22 protein-coding genes are annotated in these 24400 nt (G+C 51.8%); 4 read left to right on the top strand and 18 right to left on the bottom strand.

The window, feature by feature from the left end:
• Nucleotides 1-47: 47 nt before the first annotated feature.
• The 3 genes from IMCC21906_RS04880 to IMCC21906_RS04870 form a co-directional block, all read right to left on the bottom strand.
• Nucleotides 48-1238 carry a thiolase family protein gene (locus IMCC21906_RS04880; protein WP_047011230.1) on the bottom strand — a complete coding sequence of 397 codons (1191 nt, stop codon included), beginning with the start codon at nt 1236-1238 and terminating at the stop codon, nt 48-50.
• A 4-nt stretch (nt 1239-1242) separates the two neighbouring features.
• Nucleotides 1243-3546, bottom strand: coding sequence for an acyl-CoA dehydrogenase (locus IMCC21906_RS16615; RefSeq protein ID WP_082117356.1), 2304 nt, complete (start codon nt 3544-3546; stop codon nt 1243-1245).
• Between the two features lie 85 nt (nt 3547-3631).
• Nucleotides 3632-4498, bottom strand: a complete 867-nt coding sequence (locus tag IMCC21906_RS04870; protein ID WP_047011229.1) for a MaoC/PaaZ C-terminal domain-containing protein — start codon at nt 4496-4498, stop codon at nt 3632-3634.
• 321 nt (nt 4499-4819) lie between these two features.
• On the opposite strand from IMCC21906_RS04870, the gene IMCC21906_RS04865 reads away from it, so the two are divergent.
• On the top strand, nt 4820-6355 hold the full coding sequence (locus tag IMCC21906_RS04865) for a class I adenylate-forming enzyme family protein (RefSeq protein ID WP_082117355.1): 1536 nt from the start codon (nt 4820-4822) through the stop codon (nt 6353-6355).
• A gap of 418 nt (nt 6356-6773) precedes the next feature.
• On the opposite strand, the gene IMCC21906_RS04860 is transcribed toward IMCC21906_RS04865, so the two are convergent.
• The 10 genes from IMCC21906_RS04860 to IMCC21906_RS04815 form a co-directional block, all read right to left on the bottom strand.
• Entirely contained in the window at nt 6774-8306 is a 1533-nt protein-coding gene (locus IMCC21906_RS04860; protein WP_047011228.1) for an acyl-CoA synthetase, read from the bottom strand.
• A gap of 29 nt (nt 8307-8335) precedes the next feature.
• A complete protein-coding gene (locus IMCC21906_RS04855) occupies nt 8336-8821 on the bottom strand; it encodes a nuclear transport factor 2 family protein (protein WP_047011227.1) in 486 nt (161 codons plus the stop codon).
• 27 nt (nt 8822-8848) lie between these two features.
• Nucleotides 8849-9649 (bottom strand): enoyl-CoA hydratase, encoded by an 801-nt coding sequence (locus tag IMCC21906_RS04850; RefSeq protein WP_047011226.1) that lies wholly within the window; start codon nt 9647-9649, stop codon nt 8849-8851.
• A gap of 143 nt (nt 9650-9792) precedes the next feature.
• A complete protein-coding gene (locus IMCC21906_RS16240; protein ID WP_052763368.1) occupies nt 9793-10839 on the bottom strand; it encodes an acyl-CoA dehydrogenase family protein in 1047 nt (348 codons plus the stop codon).
• Between the two features lie 33 nt (nt 10840-10872).
• Nucleotides 10873-12027: an acyl-CoA dehydrogenase family protein gene (locus tag IMCC21906_RS04840; RefSeq protein ID WP_047011225.1), complete on the bottom strand. Its 1155-nt coding sequence runs from the start codon at nt 12025-12027 to the stop codon at nt 10873-10875.
• Nucleotides 12024-13271 (bottom strand): CaiB/BaiF CoA-transferase family protein, encoded by a 1248-nt coding sequence (locus IMCC21906_RS04835; protein ID WP_047011224.1) that lies wholly within the window; start codon nt 13269-13271, stop codon nt 12024-12026. The genes IMCC21906_RS04840 and IMCC21906_RS04835 overlap by 4 nt, the downstream gene beginning before the upstream one ends.
• Nucleotides 13272-13313: 42 nt before the next feature.
• Nucleotides 13314-14510 carry an acyl-CoA dehydrogenase family protein gene (locus IMCC21906_RS04830; protein WP_047011223.1) on the bottom strand — a complete coding sequence of 399 codons (1197 nt, stop codon included), beginning with the start codon at nt 14508-14510 and terminating at the stop codon, nt 13314-13316.
• Nucleotides 14507-15577 carry an acyl-CoA dehydrogenase family protein gene (locus IMCC21906_RS04825; protein WP_047011222.1) on the bottom strand — a complete coding sequence of 357 codons (1071 nt, stop codon included), beginning with the start codon at nt 15575-15577 and terminating at the stop codon, nt 14507-14509. Before IMCC21906_RS04825 ends, IMCC21906_RS04830 begins: the two co-directional genes overlap by 4 nt.
• A 10-nt stretch (nt 15578-15587) precedes the next feature.
• Nucleotides 15588-16361 (bottom strand): SDR family NAD(P)-dependent oxidoreductase, encoded by a 774-nt coding sequence (locus IMCC21906_RS04820; RefSeq protein WP_047011221.1) that lies wholly within the window; start codon nt 16359-16361, stop codon nt 15588-15590.
• Nucleotides 16362-16429: 68 nt separating this feature from the next.
• Complete coding sequence (locus tag IMCC21906_RS04815; RefSeq protein ID WP_047011220.1) at nt 16430-16798, bottom strand: Zn-ribbon domain-containing OB-fold protein; 369 nt, start codon at nt 16796-16798, stop codon at nt 16430-16432.
• A gap of 270 nt (nt 16799-17068) precedes the next feature.
• Between IMCC21906_RS04815 and IMCC21906_RS04810 the strand changes: the two genes are divergently transcribed.
• The gene (locus IMCC21906_RS04810; protein ID WP_047011219.1) at nt 17069-18700 is read left to right on the top strand and encodes an AMP-binding protein; all 1632 of its coding nucleotides are present in this window, start codon (nt 17069-17071) and stop codon (nt 18698-18700) included.
• A gap of 112 nt (nt 18701-18812) precedes the next feature.
• Here the strand turns inward: IMCC21906_RS04810 and IMCC21906_RS04805 are convergent, their stop codons facing one another.
• Nucleotides 18813-19481 carry a TetR/AcrR family transcriptional regulator gene (locus IMCC21906_RS04805; RefSeq protein WP_156165987.1) on the bottom strand — a complete coding sequence of 223 codons (669 nt, stop codon included), beginning with the start codon at nt 19479-19481 and terminating at the stop codon, nt 18813-18815.
• Nucleotides 19482-19745: 264 nt separating this feature from the next.
• Here IMCC21906_RS04805 and IMCC21906_RS04800 point away from each other — a divergent pair, with 264 nt between their 5' ends.
• Nucleotides 19746-20744 carry a Rieske 2Fe-2S domain-containing protein gene (locus tag IMCC21906_RS04800; RefSeq protein WP_047011218.1) on the top strand — a complete coding sequence of 333 codons (999 nt, stop codon included), beginning with the start codon at nt 19746-19748 and terminating at the stop codon, nt 20742-20744.
• Between the two features lie 52 nt (nt 20745-20796).
• Entirely contained in the window at nt 20797-21117 is a 321-nt protein-coding gene (locus tag IMCC21906_RS04795) for a 2Fe-2S iron-sulfur cluster-binding protein (protein WP_047011217.1), read from the top strand.
• A 282-nt stretch (nt 21118-21399) separates the two neighbouring features.
• Here IMCC21906_RS04795 and IMCC21906_RS04790 read toward each other — a convergent pair whose 3' ends face one another.
• From IMCC21906_RS04790 to IMCC21906_RS04775, 4 genes are read right to left on the bottom strand one after another with little or no spacing between them, the layout of a single operon-like run.
• Nucleotides 21400-21693 (bottom strand): hypothetical protein, encoded by a 294-nt coding sequence (locus IMCC21906_RS04790; protein WP_047011216.1) that lies wholly within the window; start codon nt 21691-21693, stop codon nt 21400-21402.
• A gap of 15 nt (nt 21694-21708) precedes the next feature.
• Entirely contained in the window at nt 21709-23316 is a 1608-nt protein-coding gene (locus tag IMCC21906_RS04785; protein WP_047011215.1) for a GMC family oxidoreductase, read from the bottom strand.
• Between the two features lie 2 nt (nt 23317-23318).
• A complete protein-coding gene (locus IMCC21906_RS04780) occupies nt 23319-23642 on the bottom strand; it encodes a 2Fe-2S iron-sulfur cluster-binding protein (protein ID WP_047011214.1) in 324 nt (107 codons plus the stop codon).
• A gap of 39 nt (nt 23643-23681) precedes the next feature.
• Nucleotides 23682-24398 carry a cytochrome P450 gene (locus tag IMCC21906_RS04775; protein WP_231580317.1) on the bottom strand — a complete coding sequence of 239 codons (717 nt, stop codon included), beginning with the start codon at nt 24396-24398 and terminating at the stop codon, nt 23682-23684.
• Between the last annotated feature and the right edge of the window lie 2 nt (nt 24399-24400).

The following is a 24400-nucleotide window of genomic DNA, read 5'->3' as shown; positions in this document are numbered from 1 at the left end:
AGATTTCGCAGTAAGAACCTATTATCGGCCTAGGTACTTTGCTCTTTTTAGTCACGGCGCAATAATGCTGCACCGGCAAGATTGCCGCCCCCATTACTCACGACCGCCAACTTCCTCTCGCCACTCAACTGATGATTGCCCGCTTCGCCCCGCAGTTGTTTTACCGCCTCGTGAAAATATCCTAAACCGTGGGTCCGCCCCGCTGACAGCTGGCCGCCGTGGGTAGCCAGAGGCAACTCGCCATCCCGAGCAATTCGTTTGCCGCCCTCAACAAAAGCCGCCGCTTCGCCCCGGCCGCAAAAACCCAGGCCCTCAAGCCACAGCAGGGTTAAAAAGCTAAAGCCATCGTAAAGCTCCGCCAGGTCGACATCTTTAGGACTAAAGTCGGTGCGAGACCACAGCATTTTACCCGCATCTTCTGCACCAAAACGGGTGAGATCATCTTGCTGATCCCAACTGTCGCGACCATAAAGAGGACCCGCAACAGCTTCAATATGAACAGGCGTAGATTTTAAATCGGGCACGCAATCTTTATGGGAAATAATAATTACAGTAGAGCCATCAATTGGCACATCGCAATCAAATAAACACAGCGGATCTGAAATCATCCGCGATGCCAGATAGTCATCCATACTCAGCGGATCGCGGTAGACCGCGCGCTCGTTCAGAACCGCATTGCTACGCGCATTTACCGCAATCTGGCCAAGCTGGTCCCGCGTTGCGCCAAATTCATGCATATAACGAGACGCCACCATCGCCACCCAGCTACTGGCCGAAAAGGCGCCAAAGGGCAGCTGCCACTGAAACGGTCCACTGATGCGCTGGCTGCCAGTGCCCTGCACACTGGAGCGCGTCCCCTTAGCCATGGCGCTGGCCTCGGTCATGGTACGAAAGCAAATAACATGTCGCGCCTGACCGCTAGCCACTGCCATACACGCATTAATAATGGCTGACATTTGGGTCGACTCAATACCCGCGTTATACCAGCTGAGCTTGAGGTCCATGGCCTCGCGTAAATCGGTGATTGAGACTGGCGAGAAACCCGGCGCCGCGTGTTGCATTTGCCCCGGCCAGCTGGATACCCCGTCAATATCACTACGGGATAAACCCGCATCATCAAGAGCTTGCTTCACCGCATCGACCGTGAGCTGCAAGCCATTGCGAGGCAGCCGGCGCCCAATTTCTGACTGGCCCACACCAGAGATCACACACTGCTTTTCGGAATAGGTATTTGCCATAAAATTAGCTCAGTTCTTTAAACGGTTTATTTTTATCAGGGCGGTGATCTTGGGGAAGACCCAACACCCGCTCGGCAATGGTATTTAACAATACTTCATCTGTGCCACCAGCAATTCGTCCTGCAGGATCAATCCACGACCAAGCAAAATCGGTTCTGAAATCACCATCCGGGTTCATCTCAACACCATCCGGCCCCATTAAGTCCAATGCCAGCGCGCCCAACCGCTGCCGAGCACGCCCCATAATCAGCTTGCGAATACCCGCTTCTGGACCAGGTTCTTGCCCGTTACCCACCGCAGCCATGCCTCGGCGATAAATAGACCGCAAACCCTGACGTTCAATATAGGCTTCTAGCAAAGTAGCGCGAATTTCCCCGTCAGCGATAGCCGGTGCACCTGCAATGTCATATTGTTGGGCATGCTCAAATAAGGCATTAAGAGACATTCCACCAATGCTTTCATCGTACACACCGGCAACCCGCTCAATCATGAGCATCTCCATCGCCACCGCAAAACCGCGGCCCTCTTCACCCAGACGCTGGGTGTCAGGAATAAATACATTATCAAAGAACACTTCGTTCACATCGTCATGGCCCGCCATGCGACGTATGGGACGCACACTGATGCCATCACTGTGCATATCGGCGTAAAAACAGGTAATGCCAGCGTGTTTGGGACCGTCACTATTGGTGCGGGCAACAATAAAACCCCAGTCGGCCACTTGAGCCCAGCTGGTCCACAGTTTTTGACCGTTTAGCAACCAACCATCCACACCGTCCTGACTATGACGCTCTGCCTTCAAACGTACAGCGGCAAGATCTGAACCCGCACCGGGCTCTGAAAACATCTGACACCAGATCTGCTCACCACGAATCGCTTTTGGACCCAAGTCGTTGCGTGCTTCCTCCGGGGCATAACGCAGAAAAATCGCCATTAACTGCGCAGTGCTGATAACAAAATATTCGGTGGGTAAAAGGTATTTGAGTTCTTCTTCGCCAAACACAATTTTGTGTAATTCGGTAAGACCGGCACCGCCGTATTCAGCTGGCAAATTGATGCAGGCAAAGCCCCCTTCCACTTTTCGGGCCTGCCACTGGCGGCCAAGAGCGAGGTCTTCTTCAAAGCTCAAGCCCTTACGCACATCACCTGAAAAAGCAGGCGCATTTTCTGCCAACCATTTACGGGCTTGCTGGCGATAAGCTCCCAGCTCAGGCAGAGCCTCAATAGGTTCACGCTCATTGCCACTGTCGGCAAGACGATAACTAAAAAAGCGCTCTCGCCATTCCAGGCGACTCCCTAATTCCAGAGCCAGCACCCGTGAGCGACGATAATGATGCTGGGGCAAACCCTCCCAAGTTGATCCCAGACCACCAAAGGTCTGCATACATTCTTTAGCACTGAATTCATAAGCTTCAATTGCAGCCACCCGCGACGCCGCCGCCAACTCCCGCCAGCTGTCATCTTCCGCCTCATAGGCAAGTAGAGCATCATCTACACAACCTCGAGCCAATTCTATACGCCAGTACATATCGGCAATTTTGTGCTTAATAGCCTGCAAGGCACCCAAAGTTTGACCAAAAACCTTGCGTTCCAGCGCATAGTCACGAGCCAATAACATAGCCGCTTCTGCGCCTGCACTCTGTTCCACCGCCGTTAATAACGCTGCCACTGCGAGGCAGTCAGCATAAACCTGATCGGCATTATCACTGGCGAGAACCTGAACATCGCTAGCAGAAAAATTCAGTCGCGCCTGCCCACGGGCCTGATCAATTGCTGACACCGGCTCCTTTGCGACTGTCGTATCTGCCAGATTAACCAGCACGATTTTTTGCTGACCCTCATCATTGGCCAGCACTATGGCGTAATCAGCCACGGCGGCAAATGTTGTGGCAGCACTGCGACCCTGCAACTTACCCTCAATTAATTGCAAAGGGGTGCCGCAGACAAAACAAGCAACCCTGCTGCCGATCATCAGTGCTTCTAACACTTCAAATAAACCGTCATCTGCAGTGTTTTGTTTAATAATTTTAGCCAGCTGATACACCGCCAATAATGGCAGCGACACCGTGGTTCGTCCCATCTCCTCAGCGAGCACCGCTAAGCCCCGCAAGCCTAAGCCCAAGCCACCTTGAGCCTCATCCACAGCTAACATTGGCCAGCCCATATCGGCCATACTGGCCCAGCTTTCACGATCAAAGGAGGCGGGACTATCTAATAAGACTTTCAAGTATTCGGGGTCAGCCCGCTCATTCAGAAAGCGTGCTGCCTGATCTTTAATCGCCTGTAAATCTTCACTAATTGCAATCACGTCGTGTGCCGCCCTATCTATTACTTATATCGTCTTTTTGAAAGTTACTTAATCGTTATTCCGTCGACCGCTAACCCTCAACTAATTATGCGGGATCAAACTCTGCATAGCCGTTATTTAAGACCAGCAACTCCCGTTCAACAACAAAGGTACGGAATGCTGCTTTACCGTCGCCCTCTTTCCAGATTTCAGTGCGCAAGGTTTCACCCGGAAACACCGGGCTGGCAAAGCGCAGATTAAACTTGCGTAGACGCGCTGGATCGCCATCACAAACTGCTGAAATCACCGCCCGCGCAGCAAAGCCGTAAGTACAAAGGCCATGCAAAATGGGTTTGGGGAAGCCACCCATCGCCGCAAATTTAGGGTCGATATGCAGTGGATTTGTGTCGCCAGTTAAGCGATACAACGCTGCCTGCTCCTCACGACTAATCGCATTAACCACCGCGTCAGGATCGCGTTCTGGAATAGGCTGCGGCACCGGCTGACCGCTCTGGGGACCGCCGCAACCGCCGTTGCCCCGCAAAAATACCGCTGAGGTACAGGTGGCCAACAAGTCTCCACTGTCGGCGTCGCTAATTTCTCGCGCCAACATCATGACCGAACCCTTCTCCACGCCCTTATCGTAAATCTCTTGTACATAGCTGCGGCTTTTTACCGAGCCCTTTGCCGGCAGTGGCTTATGTATTGTCAGATACTGCTCGCCATGCAGCAGCTTGCTCAAATCGATACCGGTCTTGGGGTCAGCAACCCACATAGTGCCCTGAGATGCCATGGTCACTGCCATTGTCGGCAGTACATCCAGTTTTTTCTCGTAGAGCAAATTCAGATCAGCCTCGGGGTCGCCTGCGCCTGCACCAACAGCCAGCGCGTACAAAATACAGTCGTTCTCAGAATAATCCTGGTAACCCTCTGGGATCGGCCAATTTTTAATTTTTTCGTATTCAAAACCCACGCGATACACTCCAAGCCAATAAAGAAATTTGCATGTACCCAATGCTGCGGCTGCAAGGCCAGCACAAACGAACAAACAGGCATCAATTTAATGCAAAAACTAACACATAATCAGCTTCCATTCAACAAACCGACTCGAGCAAATGGCTTTCATATATGCCTATATTCTTTAAATACAGCGAGAGACTTTTTCCTCATTAGCTTAAGCGATACAATAAATGACACATAATCATTAAATTTTAATAACAATAAAACCTGTTCGGCTTAAATATCCTAGCCAAATGCCAGGCTAGCTTATACGCAAGCCCTCAATCGGTGACCTATGACACTCACGCACACGATTTCATCTGCACTCGCAAGCAATCTCAGTAACGCCCTGACACAATGCAGAGCTGAGGAGACGGCGTTTTATTTCAATGATCAGACCTATAGCTGGCAAGATGTCAGCAGCACTATCCACACATTGAACACACTACTAAATCAACATCCTGGCGGCGACGTGCACCGGGTTGCGTTTATTGCTCGTACCCGCCCCCTCCATATCACTTGCCTGTGGGGGCTGTTGATAAGCGATCGTTGCGCATCAATGATTCACTGTTACCAATCCACCAGCAAAATCGTTACCGAACTCTGTAAGGAAGGCTACCGAGCCGTTATTGCCGATCAACAGGACTGGAACGAGGAGCTGCTCAGCGCAGTGCAAGAACTTGGCTGCTTAGGTATTGCCATCACCGATGCCAAGTTGGAGCTGCGCCACTGTCCGGATAAACCTACTCCGAACGCAAACACTCCAATCCCATCTACCGACGACCAAAATCCAAACTGCAGCGATACCGCCATCGAAACCCTGAGTAGCGGCACTACCGGCGCACCAAAGCGTATCCAACTAAGCCGTCACAATCTTGCCGCCAGCACGGAAGCCGCCAAGCAGGCATTGACACAAATGAATGCCAACGCCAGCCAACCCGCACCGATTATTTCAGTATTGCCGCTGAGTAATATCAGCGGCGTTTATGCCAGCATGCCCGCCCTTGCCATGGGCCTGCCAATGGCGATTCTGGAAAAATTCCAATTAGACGATTGGCTAGCCATTGTGCAGCGCTTCCGACCAGCGGCCGCCGACATCCCACCCGCCGCAATGGCCGCCCTGCGCCAACGTCAATTACCCCGTGAAGTTTTTAGCAGTATTAAAGTGGTTCGCACCGGCGCCGCACCACTAGACCGCGAAGTGCAGGCGTACTTTCAAAATGACTTAGGTATCCCAGTTAACCTGAGCTATGGCGCCAGTGAATTTTGTGGCGTAATTACCAGCTGGTCGATGGCAGAATTGACAGAGTACTCCGCCAGTAAAATGGGCAGCTGCGGCCGCGCTTTACCCGGCGTGGCATTACGCATCACCAACCCAGACAATGGCAATGTACTAGCCACAAACGAGGTGGGTAGACTAGAAGCCAGGGTTGATCGGGTTGGCCCTGACTGGATCGCCACATCAGATCAGGCTCGTATCGACGAAGACGGCTTCATGTGGTTTAAAGGCAGATTGGAAGAAACTATTTTTCGTGGTGGTTTTAAATTAGCGCCACTGCTGATTGCCGAACAATTACGTCGTCATCCCGCCCTTGCTGACGCCGCCGTAATCGGGGTAGACGACCCCCGACTAGGACAAATCCCGATTGCCGCCCTTGTGCTCAAAGCAGGTCAGCAGCAACCAAGTGACAAGGAATTAAACCGCTTTGCTCGTGAACATCTGAGCGCACCAGAAATTCCCAGCGCCTATTATTTTGTTGATGAATTGCCACGTACTTCAAGCTATAAAGTTAGCTTGATTGAATTACGAAAATTAATTGCAGACTATTAAAAAATGGTTTCAAACTCGGATAAGCAGCGGATAAAGACTACAGTACAAGACTACGTCCAGCGGGCTTTATCGAAACACGATTTATTCGTTATAGCAAAGCTGGTAACGATAATTGCCCGATTACATTTAACCCCGAGCAACTGGATCCCGGATCGCTATACGTCCGGGATGACGAAATGCCAAAAACGCTAGAAGCAAGTCACTATGTGGCTTAATGAGGGCCGCATTAAGTATTTCAAACAACATACCGAAGAAAAGGATTTCCCATCAAACCCTCATCAACCTCTTCCTGAGAAGGTATATTCACTCGCACAAAGATCTTAAAACCCTAGCGAGCTACCGTTGTGCGCCCTTGCGGAGCTGGTGCAGCAAAAACGCATAAATTAGCCCACCCAACCCACGCTTAATTATCTACTGATTACCAATAACGATCCCGCAATGCCTTTTTATACAGCTTGCCATTATCCATTCGTGGTAATGCCGCATCAAAATCGATGCTACGGGGGCACTTAATGGCGGAGAGTTGTTGATGGCAGTAAGCCATCAGCTCTTCGGCTAAAGCATCCCCGGCCTCATTCCAATTTACGGGCTGCACCACGGCTTTCACTTCTTCACCAAAATCGGCATTGGGTACACCAAACACCGCCACATCCATGACCTTGGGGTGCACGGTTAACATATTTTCAATTTCTTGAGGGTAGATATTGACCCCACCAGAAATGATCATAAAGCTCTTGCGATCAGTTAAAAATAAATAAGCATCCTCGTCGAGATAGCCTATGTCACCCAAGGTCGACCAACCGGGATGTTTGGGATTGCGAGCGTCTTTGGTTTTAGCCTCGTCATTTTTGTATTTAAAATCAAAGCCACCTTCAAAATAGACAATACCCTGCTGGCCTGCGGGCAACTCCTCACCCTCTTCGTCGCAGATATGGAGAATGCCCCACTGGGCACGACCCACGGAGCCCGGTTTTTTTAACCATTCTTCAGAAGTAATATAGGTTGCGCCATTACCTTCAGAGCCGCCGTAATATTCATAAAGAATCGGCCCCCACCAATCAATCATCTGTTGTTTGATAGGCACCGGACACGGTGCCGCAGCATGAATAACGCACTCCAGGCTGGAGCAATCAAAGCCGCTGCGTTGCACCTCGGGCAATTTTAACAGGCGCACAAACATGGTCGGCACCATTTGCATATGACTGACATGAAAACGTTCAACTGCCGCCAGCAATGCCACTGGTTCAAACTTTTCGCAGATCACCACACAGCCACCAATACTCTGCACAGTCATACTGAAGACCAATGGTGCGGCATGGTAAAGCGGTGCTGGAGACAGATACACGCTGCTCTCGGATACGCCGTATTGCTCCCGTTGCATGGCAACAAATGGCAGAGGCTGATCCGCTGGCGCACCACTTAAAGGAAGCTGTACGCCCTTGGGCTTACCGGTGGTACCCGATGAATACACCATATACTGACCGGCAGTTTCGTCGCTAATCCGCTCACTGGATAGGGTGGCAATGGCTTGTGGCCAGCTTGGCAAGGTTGCTGATTCGCCGTCCACAAAAAACTGAAATTGCTCGCCAAATTCGGCAGCGACACCCTTAGCGATTAACTCCTCCACTCCCGGTAAATCCGGTGAGCCTATCAACAAGGCCGCGCCGCAGTCTTTAATGATATAAGCGGCTTCGGCCAAGGTTAAGTGGGTAGAAATCGGGGTAAAATACAAGCCCGAACGCTGGGCTGCCCAGCTGATTTCAAGAAAGCTGGCAGAATTATGCATCCAGATCGCTATACCATCACCCGGCTTTAAGCCCAGCGCGCGAAACTGCTGGGCACCCTGATTCGAGCGCTGTTCCAGTTGCGCATAGCTGGTGACCTCACCACTCTCCGCCATAATAATAGCAGCGGCATTGGGGCGTTCCTTGGCATGAATACTAGGATGCATTGCATAGCTCCAAAAAAATTGAGTTAGTGTCAGGCGCTATCTCTGCCTGACAAGATATTGAGTACAGAACGACTATCAATCCAGTCGAGCACTATCACTCTGGAATCAAACAACCAATCACCTGATACATGAGGAGACAGGCGGTCACAGTAGTAACCAATATGATCAAGCCCTAGGTCCGAATACACGGAGAACCGGGTTTCAATGCAGGCAAAATCTTCTGTGATCGCCTGAATATCGGGCTGGGCCAGATGGTGCTTTAAGCGCGGTGGTCGTGGCCCACCGGCTTGGTACAAATTGCTGAACTCGGTCTGCAGGTCTACAAAGAATTGTTGCACCCCGAGTGGACCACAATAGGCACTGCGGCCAGCCATTGGCAGGTACTCAGCATCTTTATGAAACAACTCAGACAACAGCTGACTGTCGCCTTTATCCACATAGCGACAATAGCGCGACAAAGTCTGACGAATGACTTCAGCAGCGACGCATTGCTCGATGTTATTCCCATCCGTCATTCAAGCGCTCTCTGCTAAAACCCGATTTTATTTACCGGATTTTTTACCTTCTGAAACCATTTTCGCCACGCCCTGATTAACGATATCCCAAAACTCCTTGGTAGAAGAGCTAACGGTATGGGTATCAAAATGCGCGTTAAGGGAGTTGCGATAGCCTTGAATATCCGCGGTGCGATTCAGCGAACGCTTCAACATAGCGGTGGCGTGAGGGGGAGCCTTGGCAATTTGCTGGGCCATTTGCATAGTGAAGTCTTCTAACTCCGCCCGGGGAACCACATGGTTGACCATGCCCCACTCTTTACCGTCTTGAGCACTGATTTTACCGCCGGTAAACAACAGCTCTTTAGCTTTGCGAGTATTGAGTACCCAGGGATGTAATAACGCTTCTACCGCTGCTGCGCCCATGGAATGTAACACCGGATCAGAGAAGTAGGCGTCGTCACTAGCAATCACCAAGTCACAGGAATTAGCCACCATAAAGCCGCCGGCAATACAGGCCCCGCTGACTTCGGCAATGGTTGGCTTGGGCAGATCCCAAATACGCATGGCATTACCAAGAAAATGTTCCTGCTCCCAGTGCCAGTGTTGCTCTACGGTGTAATCACCCCGCAGCTTCATGCCGTCGGCCAAATCGTGACCCGCCGAGAAATGTTTTCCCTGACCGCCAATAATCACCACATGCACTTCGCTATCTGCCTTGGCACGGGCCAGAGCATCATCCAGCTCAGCCAGCAAGCGTGTTGATTGGGCATTTCCTTTGTCCGGGCGGTTGTGACAAACCCGCAACACTGCGCCGGTTTTCTCGTAAGTAATATCGTTATATTCCATGACTCTCTCCGCAGGTGTCAGACGGGGATTAAAACCGACCAACAACTAACTATGTGTTAGCTTTTAAATTATCACATGCGCGAGCCGCTGGCAATTCGTAAGCGCTACGCTGTTTTATTTATTTGCATTTTCATCCAACAGGATCAAGCAGTCAGCGAGGCCCACAACTGCTCAGAGCCCGCTGCCAATACCTGATTACCCAATTGCTGAGACCAGTAGCGCTCATTGCCTGCCTCTGCTCGCCACTGCCACAACCGGCGAGTAAAATAGTGCAGCTCGTGCTCGTCGGTAATGCCAATGGCACCAAATACCTGATGGGCAATACGGCTTACGTCCTTGGCGGCAACACTGGCGGTGTACTTCGCGATCGAGGCCCCTTCTAAAAGCTGACTACCATCCAGCTCTCTACAGGCATACTTTGCTGCCATTTCTGCTGTGGCGGCGCGACAGCTGGCTTCTGCCAACTGGTGCTGCAGAGCCTGAAATTTGCCAATGGGCTTACCAAACTGCTTGCGGGTATTGGCATAGTCCACGGCCAATTCCACTACCTTATCGCAGCCGCCACTGATCATAAGGGCGCGCATTACGGCCAGACCACTACGAACAAGCAAAGCATCGTTAATCGGCACGACGGCGAGGGGAGTTATACCGCTAAAATCAATGGCTGAGGTCGGCACCCGCTCCAGGGTATCGCAAGGCGATATACGCGCCGCCACATCATTGCCGCCAACGCTAAACAAAAAAGCCTCTTCGCCACGATGGGCAACGCCAAGCAGTTGCGTCGCCCAACTGGCCCAGCTCACCATTGAGGCTTCGCCTTGCAAGCAACCCGCGGCATCAAGCTGAATATTCGCATTGGCACTGGGGTCAATCACAGCTAACGGCCCTTCCGGTATCACCAAACTAGCCTGGCTTAATAAACGACGACCAAACAGAGTTTCAGCCAACGGCAACGGCGCGGCATGACGACCTAGCACCCGAAACAGCTCAGCACAATCTTGCCAACCCAAACCAGCATCGTCTTTACCGATGCACATAACATCGGCCACGCCCATTTCTTCAATAGCTTTCCATAAACCCGGGCTTGTCCCACCTGCCTCTAATTCGGCAAGGCGATCAGCATTGACCTGAGCCGATAGCAACTTTTCTAGCTGATCAGCCAATAATTCGCCAATATTCATTTCACTCATAACAGCACTTTTCCTGTTCTTTAAACTAGCGAATTAAAGGCCCATGCCACGCGCAATAATCATTTTCATAATTTCATTGGTGCCACCGCGCAGGGAAAAGCTTGGCTCAACCTGAATTAAGTAGGCCAGCGCCTCAGACAAGGTATCGCCAGCACGGCGAAGCGGTTGCGCTTCAACAATATCGGCAATTAAACCCGGCATACGCTGCTCCAATCCCGTGCCCAATAGTTTGGTAATCGCCGCTTCTTGCAGTGGTGTTTCGCCATTTTCCAACTGATTCTGAATCGACAAAGACATTTGCCGCAGCACAGTTAACTCCGCCACCATCGCGCCAATATCCCTAGCGATAGACGGATCGTTAACGGACTCACCGAGTTTGGCTAGCGCCATGGGCAATAGCGGAAAAGAACTTAAATACCGATCCGGACCACTGCGTTCAAAGGCCAGCTCGGCATTGGCTTGCGCCCAGCCGCCGTTTTCTACGCCCATCAAAGCGTCTTCGGCGAGCATGACATTATCGAAAACAATCTCATTAAAATGGGATTCGCCGGTCAAATCTTTGATCGGATTAATTTCAATGCCCGGTGTTTTTAAATCGATAAGAAACTGCGACAAGCCTCTGTGCTTGCCGTGCTCCTCAGAAAATCCAGTGCGGAATAAACCGATCATCACATCGCAGTCTTGGGCGTAGGTCGTCCAAACTTTACGACCATTCAAAAGCCAACCGCCGTCAACGCGCTCGGCTTTTGATCGCAAGGAGGCCAAATCAGAACCGGCATCTGGTTCTGACAAGCCGATACAAAACGCCGCTTCGCCGCGACAAATTGCTGGCAGGTATTTAGTCTTTTGCGCCTCACTACCCAAGCGCAAAATCAATGGCCCGCTCTGGCGGTCTGCCACCCAGTGAGCGCCCACTGGAGCGCCTGCTGCGAGCAGCTCTTCCAATACCACATAGCGTTCCATGGCGCTGCGCTCGTGACCGCCGTATTGCTTGGGCCAGGTCATACCAATCCAGCCACGCTCACCGAGCTTGCGACTCAACTCACGATCGAAGCCGGTCCAGGAGTGACCTATTTGCCAGCCATCCCAGTGTTTCGCTTCCTCTTGTACAAAGGTTCTAACCTCAGCGCGCAGGGCGACTGTTTCTGGCGGCAATTCATAAGGCGTAAAGCGGTATGCCGCGCTCATATAGCCCCCTGCTCTTGCAAGGCCGAGATTTGCTCATCATTAAAACCCAGCCAAGAAGACAGAACCTGTTCGTTATGTTCGCCCAGTAACGGTGGTGCTTGGCGATAGGTGACTGGCGATGCCGAAAAACGCATGGGACTTGCCGCGCTGCGAATAGTGCCATTGGTGGGGTGCTCTTGGTTGATAATTAATTCCCGCGCCAGCACCTGCGGGTCTTTTTCAATATCGGCCATTTCATTAATGCCGCCACAGGAAACAGTACCCGCGTTAAGAATCTCGACCCACTCGACTTTGGTTTTACCTTTTAAAGCTTCAGTAACAAGGGCTTTCAACTCTTCCCGATTGGCTACCCGTGCACCCATACTGCAAAAGCGAGGATCACTGCCCCATTCGGCATGACCTAACACACCAGCCAAACGAACAAACTCGCGGTCGTTAAAGGTCGCAATCAAAATATACCCATCATCCACTTTGAACACGCCGTAGGGTGCCGCGCTGGGGTGATCATTACCGGTGCGTCCCAAGGCGGTGCCACCATTGAACCAGCCCGAGAACGTATTAAGCATGGCAGATAATTGAGAGTCGAATAGCGATACATCAATATATTGACCCTCACCACTGACGTTGCGGTAATTTAGCGCCGCCAACACTGAAATCGCAGCATATAAACCGGCACAAATATCCGCAATTGGCACGCCGACTCGCATTGGCCCATCACCCGGAACGCCATCGTGATGACCGGTTACCGACATCAGTCCCGCCATAGCTTGAACCAGATAGTCGTAGCCCGACCGCCCTGCATAGGGCCCGGTCTGTCCAAAACCAGTAACAGAGCAGTAAATCAATTTGGGGTTGATGGCTTTAAGATCTTCATAACCCAGACCGTAACGAGCCAGAGTGCCGCTGCGATAATTCTCTACCAGTACATCCGCGTTAGCGGCTAGTTGACGGATTAAATCGGCACCAGCCTCAGTGGCAAAATCCACCGAAATTGAGCTTTTGTTGCGATTCACTGATTGATAGTAGGTCGAGTCCTGGCCTTGACGACCAAGCTCACTGTCCATCCATGGAGGGCCAACCCGGCGGCAATCATCCCCCTCACCCTTGCGCTCGATTTTGACGACTTCGGCGCCAAGATCACCCAATATTTGCCCTGCATAAGGACCAGCAACAACCCGAGTCATATCAAGCACGCGGATACCGCCAAGTGCGCCGGTATTAGAAAGTGCGCCTGTACTAAACATAGTCATACTCCTTTGCTGCCGATCACCTGATCGGCATACAGATCAGGCCTGCAGGCCCAGAACAGTTTTAGCGAGAATATCCCGCTGTATTTCATTGGCACCGGCAAAAATCGTAACCGGACGCGCCATCATCAGCTGCCAGTACAAATCGGTTTCGGTGGCGGAATTTTGCACCGTGACATCGCCAACCACCGCGCCGTACTCGCCGCTGATCTCCACATTAAATTCCGTCAAACGATGCAGTAATTCCGAGGCATACACTTTGAGCATCGACACTTCTGGTCCCGGCGCTTTGCCACTGTCGGCAATGGCGTCGCAAATACGAGAGTAAAGCAGGCGATAGTCGTGGAGATCCGCTTGTAGTTGCGCTAACTCGTCCATTACCCCGCGGTCATCTTCCAGCCCCAATTGCTCAACAAGATGCTCGCCGAGGGCAAGCGCCTTACCCGCCAGCGCAGGGCTGCCAATCCACACTCGCTCGTAACCGAGTAGTGCTTTGGCAACCGCCCAACCTTGATCCAACTCGCCTACCAGATTCGCTTTGGGTACCCGCACATTTTCGAAAAACACTTCGCAGAACTCATCTTCACCCGCCAAATTAATAATGGGGCGAATCGAGATGCCAGGGGCGTCAAGATCGATCAGCAAAAAGCTGATGCCCTGCTGTTTCTTTTCATATTTTCCGGTGCGTACCAGCGTAAAAATATGCGTGGAATCATTGGCGTGAGTGGTCCAGATTTTTTGGCCATTCACCACAAAGTCATCACCATCCAGTACCGCGCTGGTGCGCAGACTCGCTAGATCTGAACCGGCATTGGGTTCGGAATAACCCTGGCACCACACATGTTCGCAATTGAGAATACGAGGCAGGTAATGCTCGCATTGCTCTGGGCTACCCATTTTAATAATGGTGGGACCAAGCTGGGTTTCACCCAGATCGATAATGCGCGCCACTCCCGCATGCTCCAGCTCTTCGTGGTAAATGAGCTGCTTGCGAAATGACAACCCCATGCCACCACTCTCACGGGGCCATGCCGGTGCCCGCCAGCCGTGTTTCTGCAAGGTGCGCTGCCAGTCATTGGCGGGGTCACCTCGCAACCGACGGAAGGGACGATGGAAATCCTGTTTCAGCTCAGCGGGATAATATGTCGCCAAAAAGGCGCGGAATTCTGCCCGAAAATCTTCATCGCTCATGTCATCGCGATTTATTGTGGCTTCATTTGTACTTAAGTCGCTCATGCCAGCGCCTCCCCTTTGCGGGTAGATTGAAAAGTCCGACGCAGGGTTTTGGCACTGCCAAGCCAATTGCCATACTGCAAGGCCAGGCGCAGGTATTCACCCACCGCGCACTCTTCGGTAAAGCCCATAGCACCGTGCAGCTGCACAGCCTGACGTCCCACATTCTGAGCCACATCGCTGGCCCGAGCTTTGGCTGCGCTCAACGTTGCCAGATCCTCTGACTCTGCAGCGACCCGCCATACGGCTTCGGCCAATTCAATATGAATGTGCATGTCTACACAGCGATGGGACACGCTCTGAAAACTCGACAGTTTGCGACCGAATTGCTGACGTTGATTCAAATAGTCCACAGTGTCGCGCAAACAAGCCCGGGACAAACCGGTGAGAAAAGCACTGGCCAATAAGCGTCCTGCCGTCAAGGCAGATGCCAAAGCCTGCTCTGCCAATAGGCCAGTCAGTAGCGGCGTGCAAGTCACCTTGTCAAAACTTAACTGGCAGAAACTCCCCGAGGCGGTCGCACTACGCTGCACTGCAATACCCGCAGCATCGCTGTCGACCAGAACAATTCCGGGACCGTCTTGAGTGTTAACCGAGACCAATATTTGACTGCCCGGCTCTACCGCCGCAACAAAACTTTTACTGCCGCTAACCCCCCCCTCACTGAGCGTACACATACCAAAAGCGTTATCACTGCCAGGACGATCCTGCCATGCCAAACAAAACAGCTGATCACCGCTGGCCAGCTCTGCTGCCAGACGGTCATTGCCCGCAACCGACAATATCTGCCCAGGCATAATCGCCGCTTCGATATACGGCACAGGGAAACGATAGCGCCCCATCACTTCTGCCAATTCCGCTGCAGCGGCAAGCGGCAACGCCAAACCACCCTGCGACTCGGGTAGCAGCAAGCCCAGCCAACCCAACTCAGCCATTACCGCCCACAGCTCACGATCAAGGGGGCGCGGCACTGCGATTTCAGTTTTGGCGTTGGGGGAAGCTTGAAAATCAGCCAAAAAACCCTCAGCACTATCGCGCAACATGGCGATAAACTCGTCCATTTCCTGCATCTCACTCACCTTACATTGCAATGGTGTAACCACCATTAACGGACAAAATTTGACCGGTAATATAAGAAGCCGCATCAGACAATAAAAAGCATACCGGCTTGGCTACTTCTTCTGGTGAGGACCAACGACCCAAGGGGATTTGAGCCAAATAATTGTCGGCAAAACGCTCATCGTTACGCACGGTTTCAGTCATTGCCGTAGCAACCACACCGAAGCACACCGCATTGCAGCGAATACCAAATTTGGCCCATTCCCGCGCCGCGGTCATGGTTGCGCCAAAGATACCCGCTTTAGCAGAGGCATAGTTGATTTGCCCCATGCTGCCACGACGACCTGCATCAGAAGCGATATTGACGATAGCACCGGGGGCTTTATTTCCCGCTTTCGCTTCTGCCAACATATGCCGACCGACCGCCTGCATAAAATACACAGAACCACTCAAGTTCACGTCAATAACCGACTGCCATTCATCAATCGACATTTTATTGATCATCGCTGGACGAGTGATCCCGGCATTATTGATCAGCCCATCCAAAGCGCCAAAATGGTCAACACTGCGGGCTACGGCTTCTGCCGCAAAATTTACATCGGTAACACTGCCCGGCAGAGGAAGAAACCCCTCCCCCAAGTCGCTGGCCACCGTGTTTAAAGTGTCGGCATTCATATCCACACCAACCACCTTGGCACCCAGGTCCAGCAGCTGACGGCTTAATGCCAGGCCGATTCCCTGACCTGCACCTGTGACCATAATGACGCGGCCTTCCATCGACATTGGGTTATTCATGTTCGTCTCCATTACTCATACATAGATTATGTGTGCCCGCTGGCGCACCTTATAAATTGCCAACCGGCTCAGGCCGGATCAAATACGATATAAGGCGGCTCATCACCTTCGCTTAAAATGCGTGCCTTTACCGTCATGCCGATACAGATGTCTTCTGGCGCAATACCCTCAACCCGGCTCATCATCCGGGGCCCTTCCCGCAGCTCAATCAAACTCACGTTGTAATCACTCTTGGGTGGACGAGCGCGAACAGTCGTTGTTGAATAGACAATGCCGCGACCATCCGCTTCGACCCACTCCAGATCATCAAGGCCGCTGCCGGGAGCAATCGTTCGGGGGTAAAACACGTATTTGCCACTACCGCTGCTACGCTGAATACAAAACTTACCCTCATTCAGAAAATTGAGGTATTCAATATCGGGACGAATTTCAGCCATGGGACCCTCTCCACACCGAGCAAAACCGCTATTTAACGCCTTGCTTTTTAAACTAAATTTAGCAACTTTATGTCGCCAAAACCGCGAAAAAACTGGAGCTAGAGTCGTAATAAATCATAATTTCAATACTCAACTACTGTTTTCTATTCAGTTAGGCTGATATTAATTTATTAACAAACCCAAACAAGCACCGTGATATTTGCACCAATAAATGACTATGTGTTAGTTTATGCGTGTTCAATAACAACGTCAACTGCGGGAAGCCAGACAATGACAAATGAAACGTCAATCACACGATGGGGAAGTGAGCAGCAGGATACGATTAACGCCGTGCTTCAGCGGGCGCTTGAAGCCAACCCTGAGAGAGAGTTTTTAGATTTTTTGGGTAAGAAATTCAGTGTCTCCGATCTCGACAAACAAGCCTGCCGACTAGCCAATGGTTTGAAAGCACTGGGGATTGAAAAGGGGCAAACCGTTGCCACCCTACTGGACAATAGCGAAGATGCTGTCTTTATCTGGCTAGCCATCAACAAACTTGGCGCCATCTCGGTGCCCATTAACACCGCCTATAAAGGTGAATTTTTGCGGCATCAACTTGGCGACAGCGATGCGAGCGTTGTTATTGCCGAGAGCGATTATGCCGACCGTGTTATGGCCATTGCCACAGAATTGCCCAGCGTTAAAACCCTGGTGCATCGAGGCGAAGCGCCCGCCGCTAGCTTTACTGGCCAAGTCATGAGCTGGGAGCAACTACTGGCTGATGATTGCAGCGACCCACAAGTCGAGGTAGCACCATCAGATTTAGCCATGCTCATTTACACCGGCGGTACCACCGGCCCTTCAAAGGGTTGCATGGTGAGCCATAATTACGCCTGCAACCTGGCCCGCATCGTATGTGAAGGTACCGGGCGCAGTGCCGACACAGTAAGCTGGACTGCCTTACCACTGTTTCACTTCAATGCAGTAAGCAACGTCATTTGCGAATTGATGCACGGTGGCCGTATCGCCATTTATCCGCGTTTTTCCGTTTCTAACTTCTGGCCCGAAATTGAGCGTACCGGCGCCAATTACACCACTCTGCTTGGCTCCATGTTTCCCATGCTGCTTGGCGCCCCCGAGAACGAAGCAGAAAAACGCTGCTTTGGGCAAATCTCTATCGTTGGCGGCGCCCCCTTCCCTGACAAATTGCAACAAGCCTGGAAACAACGCTTTGGCGCAAAACATACTGCCTGCCCTGGCTTTGGTCTCACCGAATGCTCACTAGTTACCTCGGTGCCACTGGGCATTAAAGTGCCTGGAGACTGTTCAGGCATGCGCAACGACAGCTTTGATGTTCGTATCATTGATGACAATGGCATTGAAGTGCCCGAGGGAGAATCTGGTGAAGTGATTGTGCGCCCACTACGCCCCAATGTGATGTTTCAAGGCTACTGGAAACGCCCTGAAGACACCTTAAAGGTGATGAAGGACATGTGGTTCCACACTGGCGACATCGGCAAATTTGATGAAAATGGCTACTTCTATTTTGTCGATCGCAAGAAAGATTATCTGCGTCGCCGTGGCGAGAATATTTCCAGCTTCGAAGTGGAATCAGCCTTCCGCCGCCACCCTGATATCGAAGACGTTGCAGCCCATGCGGTCTTATCGGAGCTGACCGAAGACGACCTTAAAGTCACGCTTACCGTGAAAGAAGGCAGCAATCTCAGCGAAGAAGAATTGTGCGCCTGGTCAGCTGAACAGCTGCCCTATTTTGCGGTGCCGCGCTACTTCGAGTTCCGCAGCAGTGCCGAGATGCCCCGCAGCCCCGTGGGCCGTATACTTAAATACAAACTACGCGATGAGGGTGTAACAGCAAACACCTGGGACAGAGAAAAAGCAGGATTTAAATTAAATAAGCGCTAAAACCAAACGTGCCGGGCGTTGACCCGGCACGTTAAGTATTTGTATCACAACAAAGCTAAACTCATTGTAAAACTGATCATCAAATCCAAAATCAACTATTTTTTAAATGGGCTCAGCGAGGCTGGTCAAATTCAGCTGGTGACGCCGGGAAACTCAATGTCTGGGCAATAACTCGCGTCATGGCATCCCACATTGCTTGCGCACCCACACCTTGCTCTACCGTTTTAGGGTCAGTTGCCGCCAAGCGCTCCATAGCAGCGACTAATACTGAGGCGTCGGCCTGAGCTGTTTTCTTATCGCCACCGCTACCTTCTTGATAAGAAGCCAAAATATGTTCTGCAAAGCGATTCACGATCCTAACCGATGTTCTCAAGCGTATATTTTCAAATACTGGATCACCCCGATCTGCCTCAAGGTTTCTGTAACGTAGCACCTCCCGATGCTTATCCCACACCGACACAAAGGCCTGCACCACTCGACGGGAATGATCGACATCCAGTACTTTGGGGTCCCAAGGTTCATCCAATATGCCATGCACAGCCTGCATATCCGATTCTGCTTCTTCGGTAAGCGCAAGCAAAATGTCACGCACATCCGAAAAGTAAAGATAGAAGGTTGCTGACGATGACTTGGCTTTCTTGGCAATAGAAACAGCTGTCAGCTCAACCAGAGAGCCAGATTTCAATAGCTTGCGGGCAGCGTCCATAAGGCGCGTCCGTGTCTGCATTCCCTTGCGGCCAAGTGACTGGCCATGATTGTTAGTCGTGATAACCGTACGCATGCGTTCAATACCTTAAAAACAAACTATCCGAAATTTAAATATTACCTTATTTTCACATAAAACTCTGAATTCAGCCAAAATATAGTGACACACCAACCGGTAAGCACCACTAAATGCCATTTATAGGCAAAAATATGCCCATAGACCACTAACCAGAAGAATTCATGCAAGCAGATAACTTGCCCATAAAAATAACTGATGGTATATTAGTTATCAACAAATATTAATAGCTTTCGATACAAGCGAACACGACCCGGAGCCCCCATGAATCTGAAAGAATTGCCCTTTTCAATGAAGCCGGTTGGCTGGTTCCAAATTGGCTGGAGTGATGAAATTCCTACAGGCGAGGTTAAGGCGCTGCGTTACTTTGGAGAAGACCTCGTTGCTTTTCGTGGCGAAGACGGCGTTTTGCGACTCATGAATGCCCATTGTCACCACATGGGGGCCCACCTTGGTCATGGCGGAAAGGTTAAAGGCAATTGCGTCACCTGCCCCTATCACGGCTGGGTTTGGAGCGGCGAAGGCAAAAATGTTGAAATCCCCTATCAAGAAAACACTATTAACAAGCGCATAAAAACGTGGCACGTCACCGAACAACACGGCTGTATATTCATGTGGCACGATCCCACCGACTCGGCCCCCCGTTGGGGCTTGCCCCATATGTTTGATAGTTTCCGTGAATTTTCTGACCGTGACGAATCAGAATTTTACCCAATATTTCCCCACGGAACTCGGCGCTGGCCCAATGAACCAGTTCACCCACAAATTACCTTTGAGAACAGCGTTGATTCCATGCATTTTCGCTATGTGCACGACTCACCACTGGATCCGATGCTTTTAGAGATGGACATCCGTGACGACAACTCAGTATTTCGTACGCTGTTCGGCTTTAAATCGGTACGCACCAACAAGGTTGAAATGACCTTCGATACCCGCACCACTGGTGTCGGCTGCTCTTTTAACGTCTTTAAAGGCGCCTACAACTACCGCGTTCTTTTCTCTGCCACCCCAATTGATGATGAAACTTCGGAGCTTTTCAACACTATATGGTGGGAACGCAAAGACGGCGACGAAGGCGACATGCCCGCAGCTATTCAAGAGCGGATTAAAAACGAAATTCTTACAACGGTAGACGAAGACTTACTGGTTTGGCGTAATCAAAAATATGTCGCCCGCCCAATGCTTGCCAAACAAGACGTTAAAGCCTTTACCATGCTCAGAAAGTGGCAAGCAGGTTTTTACGACTTACCTCCTGCAGAGTGAATGTACACAAACTGTTTAATATTTAACGATTAGAAAACGGGCGCGCCATTTCATGCCATTAATAAAATTCATAAACACTAATAACGAAATCCGCGAAGTCAATGCCGAAACCGGTAGCAATCTTATGCAGGCCTCGCTTGACAATGGTATCGATGAAATCCTCGGCGAATGCGGTGGTTCATGCAGCTGCGCTACCTGTCATTGCTATATCGACGAAAACTGGCTCAGTAAAACTGGCAAGCCTGATGAAATTGAGCAAGAAATGCTTGAGTGCACTTTAGAACCTAAAGAAAACAGTCGATTAAGTTGCCAAATCACAATCACGGATGACATGGATGGCTTAATTGTCTATGTACCTGAAGCTCAATATTAACTTTTAAAAAAGTGGATAAACATCGACCCTCAATTTTTTCCTGTTATCTAAAACATTCCTTAGGGCACCTCTGATTAATTCGGTAATTTTCAGAGGGACTCCTGAAGAAGCTTGTTCTGGTCAACAAAACCGAACACATCACGATGGCAGTGATACTCGTCATTCGTTTTGTAGGTATGCCCACCGCTGGCATTCACGCCACCTGGGTATGCACTTAGCCTAAAGCTGTTTAGTCTTTGTAAACGACAAACGTCGTCCCGATCGTTCTTACTCAATACTGGATCAACGGTGCTGCTCAGTAATTGCACTAATCTCGCCCTTCCGGCTGAAAATATCACCGGCGGCTACCACCGGTCGGCTCTCCCGGGATGCCCGATAACAGATATCCGGCGCAGTGGGATCGTTAGGGGAAATCACCACATGATCCGGGTGGACTTCCTTTAAAATCCCCACAAAGGGAAAGTCGTCGAAGCGATCTGGAACCCGGTAGCTCACCACGTCGCCCACCCTGAAAGTGTTTGGGTCAAAGTTGAAGCTAAACGGGCAGGATTCACCCTGGACACCCATGTCTTGCATTGTCTGCCCCCTTGCTTACCGGTTTCCCGCCGACTGTAAGATCATGTCGGCGGCTTTTTCCCCAATCATCATGGCGGGGAAGTTGGTATTGCCGCTGACCACATCGGGCATGATAGAGGCATCCACCACCCGCAGGCCGTCGATGCCCCGAACCTTGAGCTGGGGGTCGACCACCGCCATCTCATCCACGCCCATTTTGCAGGTGCCCACCGGATGATAGAGGGTATTGGCGTTTTCACGAATATACGTATCCAGTTCAGCGTCACTCTGCACCGCCGCCCCCGGCGCATATTCGTCCCCACGAAAGTCATCATAGGCGGCCTGGGCAAAAATTTCCCGCACCATCCGAATGCCGTCCCGCAGTACCCGCAGATCGTCGGGGTCGGTGAGATATTGGGGGTCAATCAGCGGCGCCTCAGCCGGGTTGGCAGAGGCCAGCTTGACGGTGCCGCTACTGCGGGGCCGGGAACCGTTCATCACGGCCATGCAGCCCTCCTCCTGGATAATGTCCCGGCCATGGTCGTTATGCATGAGTGGCACCGAATAAATTTGCAGGTCGGGGTAGTCGAGGTCGGGGCGGGTTTTCAAATGCGCCCAGGCCTCCAGAGCACTCACCGCAGCGGGGCCAGACTTGCCAACAAGATATTGCAGGCCGGTCCAGGCCATGCGATACCACTTCAAATCTTTGAGCATGGAATGGGGCTGGGTAATACGCTGCTTCACCGCCACGGCCAGGTGATCCTGCAGGTTTTTCCCCACCCCTGGGAGGGCCTGGCGCAGGGTAATGCCGTGGGCTGCAAGCTCGTCGGCATCACCTATCCCGGACAGCATCAACAACTGGGGCGAGTTGACCACGCCGCCTGCCAGCAGCACCTCCCGCTGGGCGTGAATTTCCCGTCGCTTCCCCTTGTGCAGGTACTCAACGCCGGTGGCCCTGCCCTGCTCAATCATCACCTTGCTGGCCAGGGCTTCGGTGATAATCTGCAAATTGGGTCGGGGGCGCACGGGGTCCAGATAGCGGGCCGAGGCGCTGTGGCGAATACCGTCAGCGTAATTGCCCTGCATTTGGGCCATGCCCAGGGGGTCGCCCGCGTTCATATCCGGGTTGAAGGGGTGACCGGCTTGCTGGCCGCCCTCCAGCCAGGCCTTCGAGGTAGGGTTCATCGACTCAAGAGGTACCCGGCTGACACCGATGGGGCCACTGCGGCCACGAACGGCGGGGTCGCCTGCCGGATCGGCTTCGAGCTTTTTAAAATACGGCAAGACCTCCTGCCAGGACCAACCGGCGTTGCCCTTGGCAGCCCAGCGATCATAGTCACCGGCATTGCCCCGGGATACCACCATGCCGTTGATGGCACTGCTGCCCCCCAGGACCTTGCCCCGGGGAAAATACAGCCGTCGGTCACCCATCGCGGTTTGGGGTACGGTTTCAAAATTCCAGTTACCCTTGCCAGCCTGCATCAGCGGGAAAAACCCGGCGGGCATACGGTATAATAAATTTTTGTCAGCGGGCCCGACCTCCAGCAAAACAACCTTCACTGCCGGGTCGGCGCTGAGACGATTGGCCAACACACAGCCTGCTGAGCCGCCGCCGACGATGATGTAATCCGCGCTGGTCGCCATGTTTAATGCTGCCCTTCTGGCATTCTCAGGATCAGTCCATCCAGTTCTTCGGTCACCACGATCTGACAGGCCAGACGACTGGTCGGTGACACATCATCGGTCAACTCCAGCATCTGCACTTCAAGATCGTCCTCGGGGCGACCAGCCTTTTCCGCCCACTCCTGATCCACATAAACATGGCAGGTACCGCAGGCCGCAGCACCACCGCAGTCACCGTCAATACCCGGCACGAGGTTTTGCACCGCCCCTTCCATACAGGAGGTACCTACCGGCACGTCAACGTCCCGCGCCTCACCAATGGCCGTAATGTAAGTTACTTTTGGCATAACAAAAAACTCCAAACAAATAGTGAAAAAAACGGCCGATCAGCGGCGCAACTGTACAGGCAACTCGTCGTAACCGTGCACAAGGTTGGAAGGCACACGCTTGACATCACCCACTACGTCAACACCCGAGAAACGATTGAGGAATTCTTCCCACAGAATACGCAGTTGCATTTCCGCCAGACGGTTGCCCAAACAGCGATGAATGCCAAAACCAAAGGACAGGTGGTGGCGGGCCCGGGGACGGTCAACAATAAAATCCATCGGCCGGTCAATCACTTCCTCATCCCGGTTGCCCGACAGATACCACATGGCGACCTTGTCACCTTTACGAATCAGCTGACCGCGAAACTCCACGTCCTCGATAGCGGTGCGACGCATATGGGCAATAGGGGTCTGCCAGCGCACAATCTCCGGCACCATACTGCTGATCAGCGCCCGGTTAGCCTTCACTTTGTCGATTTCTTGCGGGTGCAGATGGGCCGCCAGAATACTGCCCGACATGGAATTGCGGGTGGTATCGTTGCCACCCACCAGCAACAGCACCAGAATCCCGATAAAGTCCGTGCCGCTGAGCTCACCCATTTCTGGGGAGTGGGCCAACATAGAAATCAGATCCGTTTTAGGCGGCAGCTTCTTGCGCTCGTTATACAGCTCCTGAAAATAGGCCAGGCACTCCATCAGCTCATTAGTGCGTTGTTCCCAGCTGTCCACCAAACCAAAACCTGGGCGAGTGGTAACAATTTTTATTCCCAACAAAG

Origin of the sequence: Spongiibacter sp. IMCC21906 (assembly GCF_001010805.1) — a bacterium.
In the GTDB taxonomy this organism is placed as follows: Bacteria; Pseudomonadota; Gammaproteobacteria; order Pseudomonadales; family Spongiibacteraceae; genus Spongiibacter.
The sequence above is the reverse complement of the archived record's forward strand: the minus strand, read 5'-3'. Positions and strand labels throughout refer to the sequence as shown.

Excerpts from the sequence above, each read along its gene's own strand:
- IMCC21906_RS04880 (WP_047011230.1), bottom strand. The coding sequence starts at position 1,238 with ATGGCAAATACCTATTCCGAAAAGCAGTGTGTGATCTCTGGTGTGGGC.
- IMCC21906_RS04865 (WP_082117355.1), top strand. The coding sequence starts at position 4,820 with ATGACACTCACGCACACGATTTCATCTGCACTCGCAAGCAATCTCAGT.
- IMCC21906_RS04860 (WP_047011228.1), bottom strand. The coding sequence starts at position 8,306 with ATGCATCCTAGTATTCATGCCAAGGAACGCCCCAATGCCGCTGCTATT.
- IMCC21906_RS04855 (WP_047011227.1), bottom strand. The coding sequence starts at position 8,821 with ATGACGGATGGGAATAACATCGAGCAATGCGTCGCTGCTGAAGTCATT.
- IMCC21906_RS04850 (WP_047011226.1), bottom strand. The coding sequence starts at position 9,649 with ATGGAATATAACGATATTACTTACGAGAAAACCGGCGCAGTGTTGCGG.
- IMCC21906_RS16240 (WP_052763368.1), bottom strand. The coding sequence starts at position 10,839 with ATGAGTGAAATGAATATTGGCGAATTATTGGCTGATCAGCTAGAAAAG.
- IMCC21906_RS04840 (WP_047011225.1), bottom strand. The coding sequence starts at position 12,027 with ATGAGCGCGGCATACCGCTTTACGCCTTATGAATTGCCGCCAGAAACA.
- IMCC21906_RS04835 (WP_047011224.1), bottom strand. The coding sequence starts at position 13,271 with ATGTTTAGTACAGGCGCACTTTCTAATACCGGCGCACTTGGCGGTATC.
- IMCC21906_RS04830 (WP_047011223.1), bottom strand. The coding sequence starts at position 14,510 with ATGAGCGACTTAAGTACAAATGAAGCCACAATAAATCGCGATGACATG.
- IMCC21906_RS04825 (WP_047011222.1), bottom strand. The coding sequence starts at position 15,577 with ATGCAGGAAATGGACGAGTTTATCGCCATGTTGCGCGATAGTGCTGAG.
- IMCC21906_RS04820 (WP_047011221.1), bottom strand. The coding sequence starts at position 16,361 with ATGAATAACCCAATGTCGATGGAAGGCCGCGTCATTATGGTCACAGGT.
- IMCC21906_RS04815 (WP_047011220.1), bottom strand. The coding sequence starts at position 16,798 with ATGGCTGAAATTCGTCCCGATATTGAATACCTCAATTTTCTGAATGAG.
- IMCC21906_RS04810 (WP_047011219.1), top strand. The coding sequence starts at position 17,069 with ATGACAAATGAAACGTCAATCACACGATGGGGAAGTGAGCAGCAGGAT.
- IMCC21906_RS04805 (WP_156165987.1), bottom strand. The coding sequence starts at position 19,481 with ATGCGTACGGTTATCACGACTAACAATCATGGCCAGTCACTTGGCCGC.
- IMCC21906_RS04800 (WP_047011218.1), top strand. The coding sequence starts at position 19,746 with ATGAATCTGAAAGAATTGCCCTTTTCAATGAAGCCGGTTGGCTGGTTC.
- IMCC21906_RS04795 (WP_047011217.1), top strand. The coding sequence starts at position 20,797 with ATGCCATTAATAAAATTCATAAACACTAATAACGAAATCCGCGAAGTC.
- IMCC21906_RS04790 (WP_047011216.1), bottom strand. The coding sequence starts at position 21,693 with ATGCAAGACATGGGTGTCCAGGGTGAATCCTGCCCGTTTAGCTTCAAC.
- IMCC21906_RS04785 (WP_047011215.1), bottom strand. The coding sequence starts at position 23,316 with ATGGCGACCAGCGCGGATTACATCATCGTCGGCGGCGGCTCAGCAGGC.
- IMCC21906_RS04780 (WP_047011214.1), bottom strand. The coding sequence starts at position 23,642 with ATGCCAAAAGTAACTTACATTACGGCCATTGGTGAGGCGCGGGACGTT.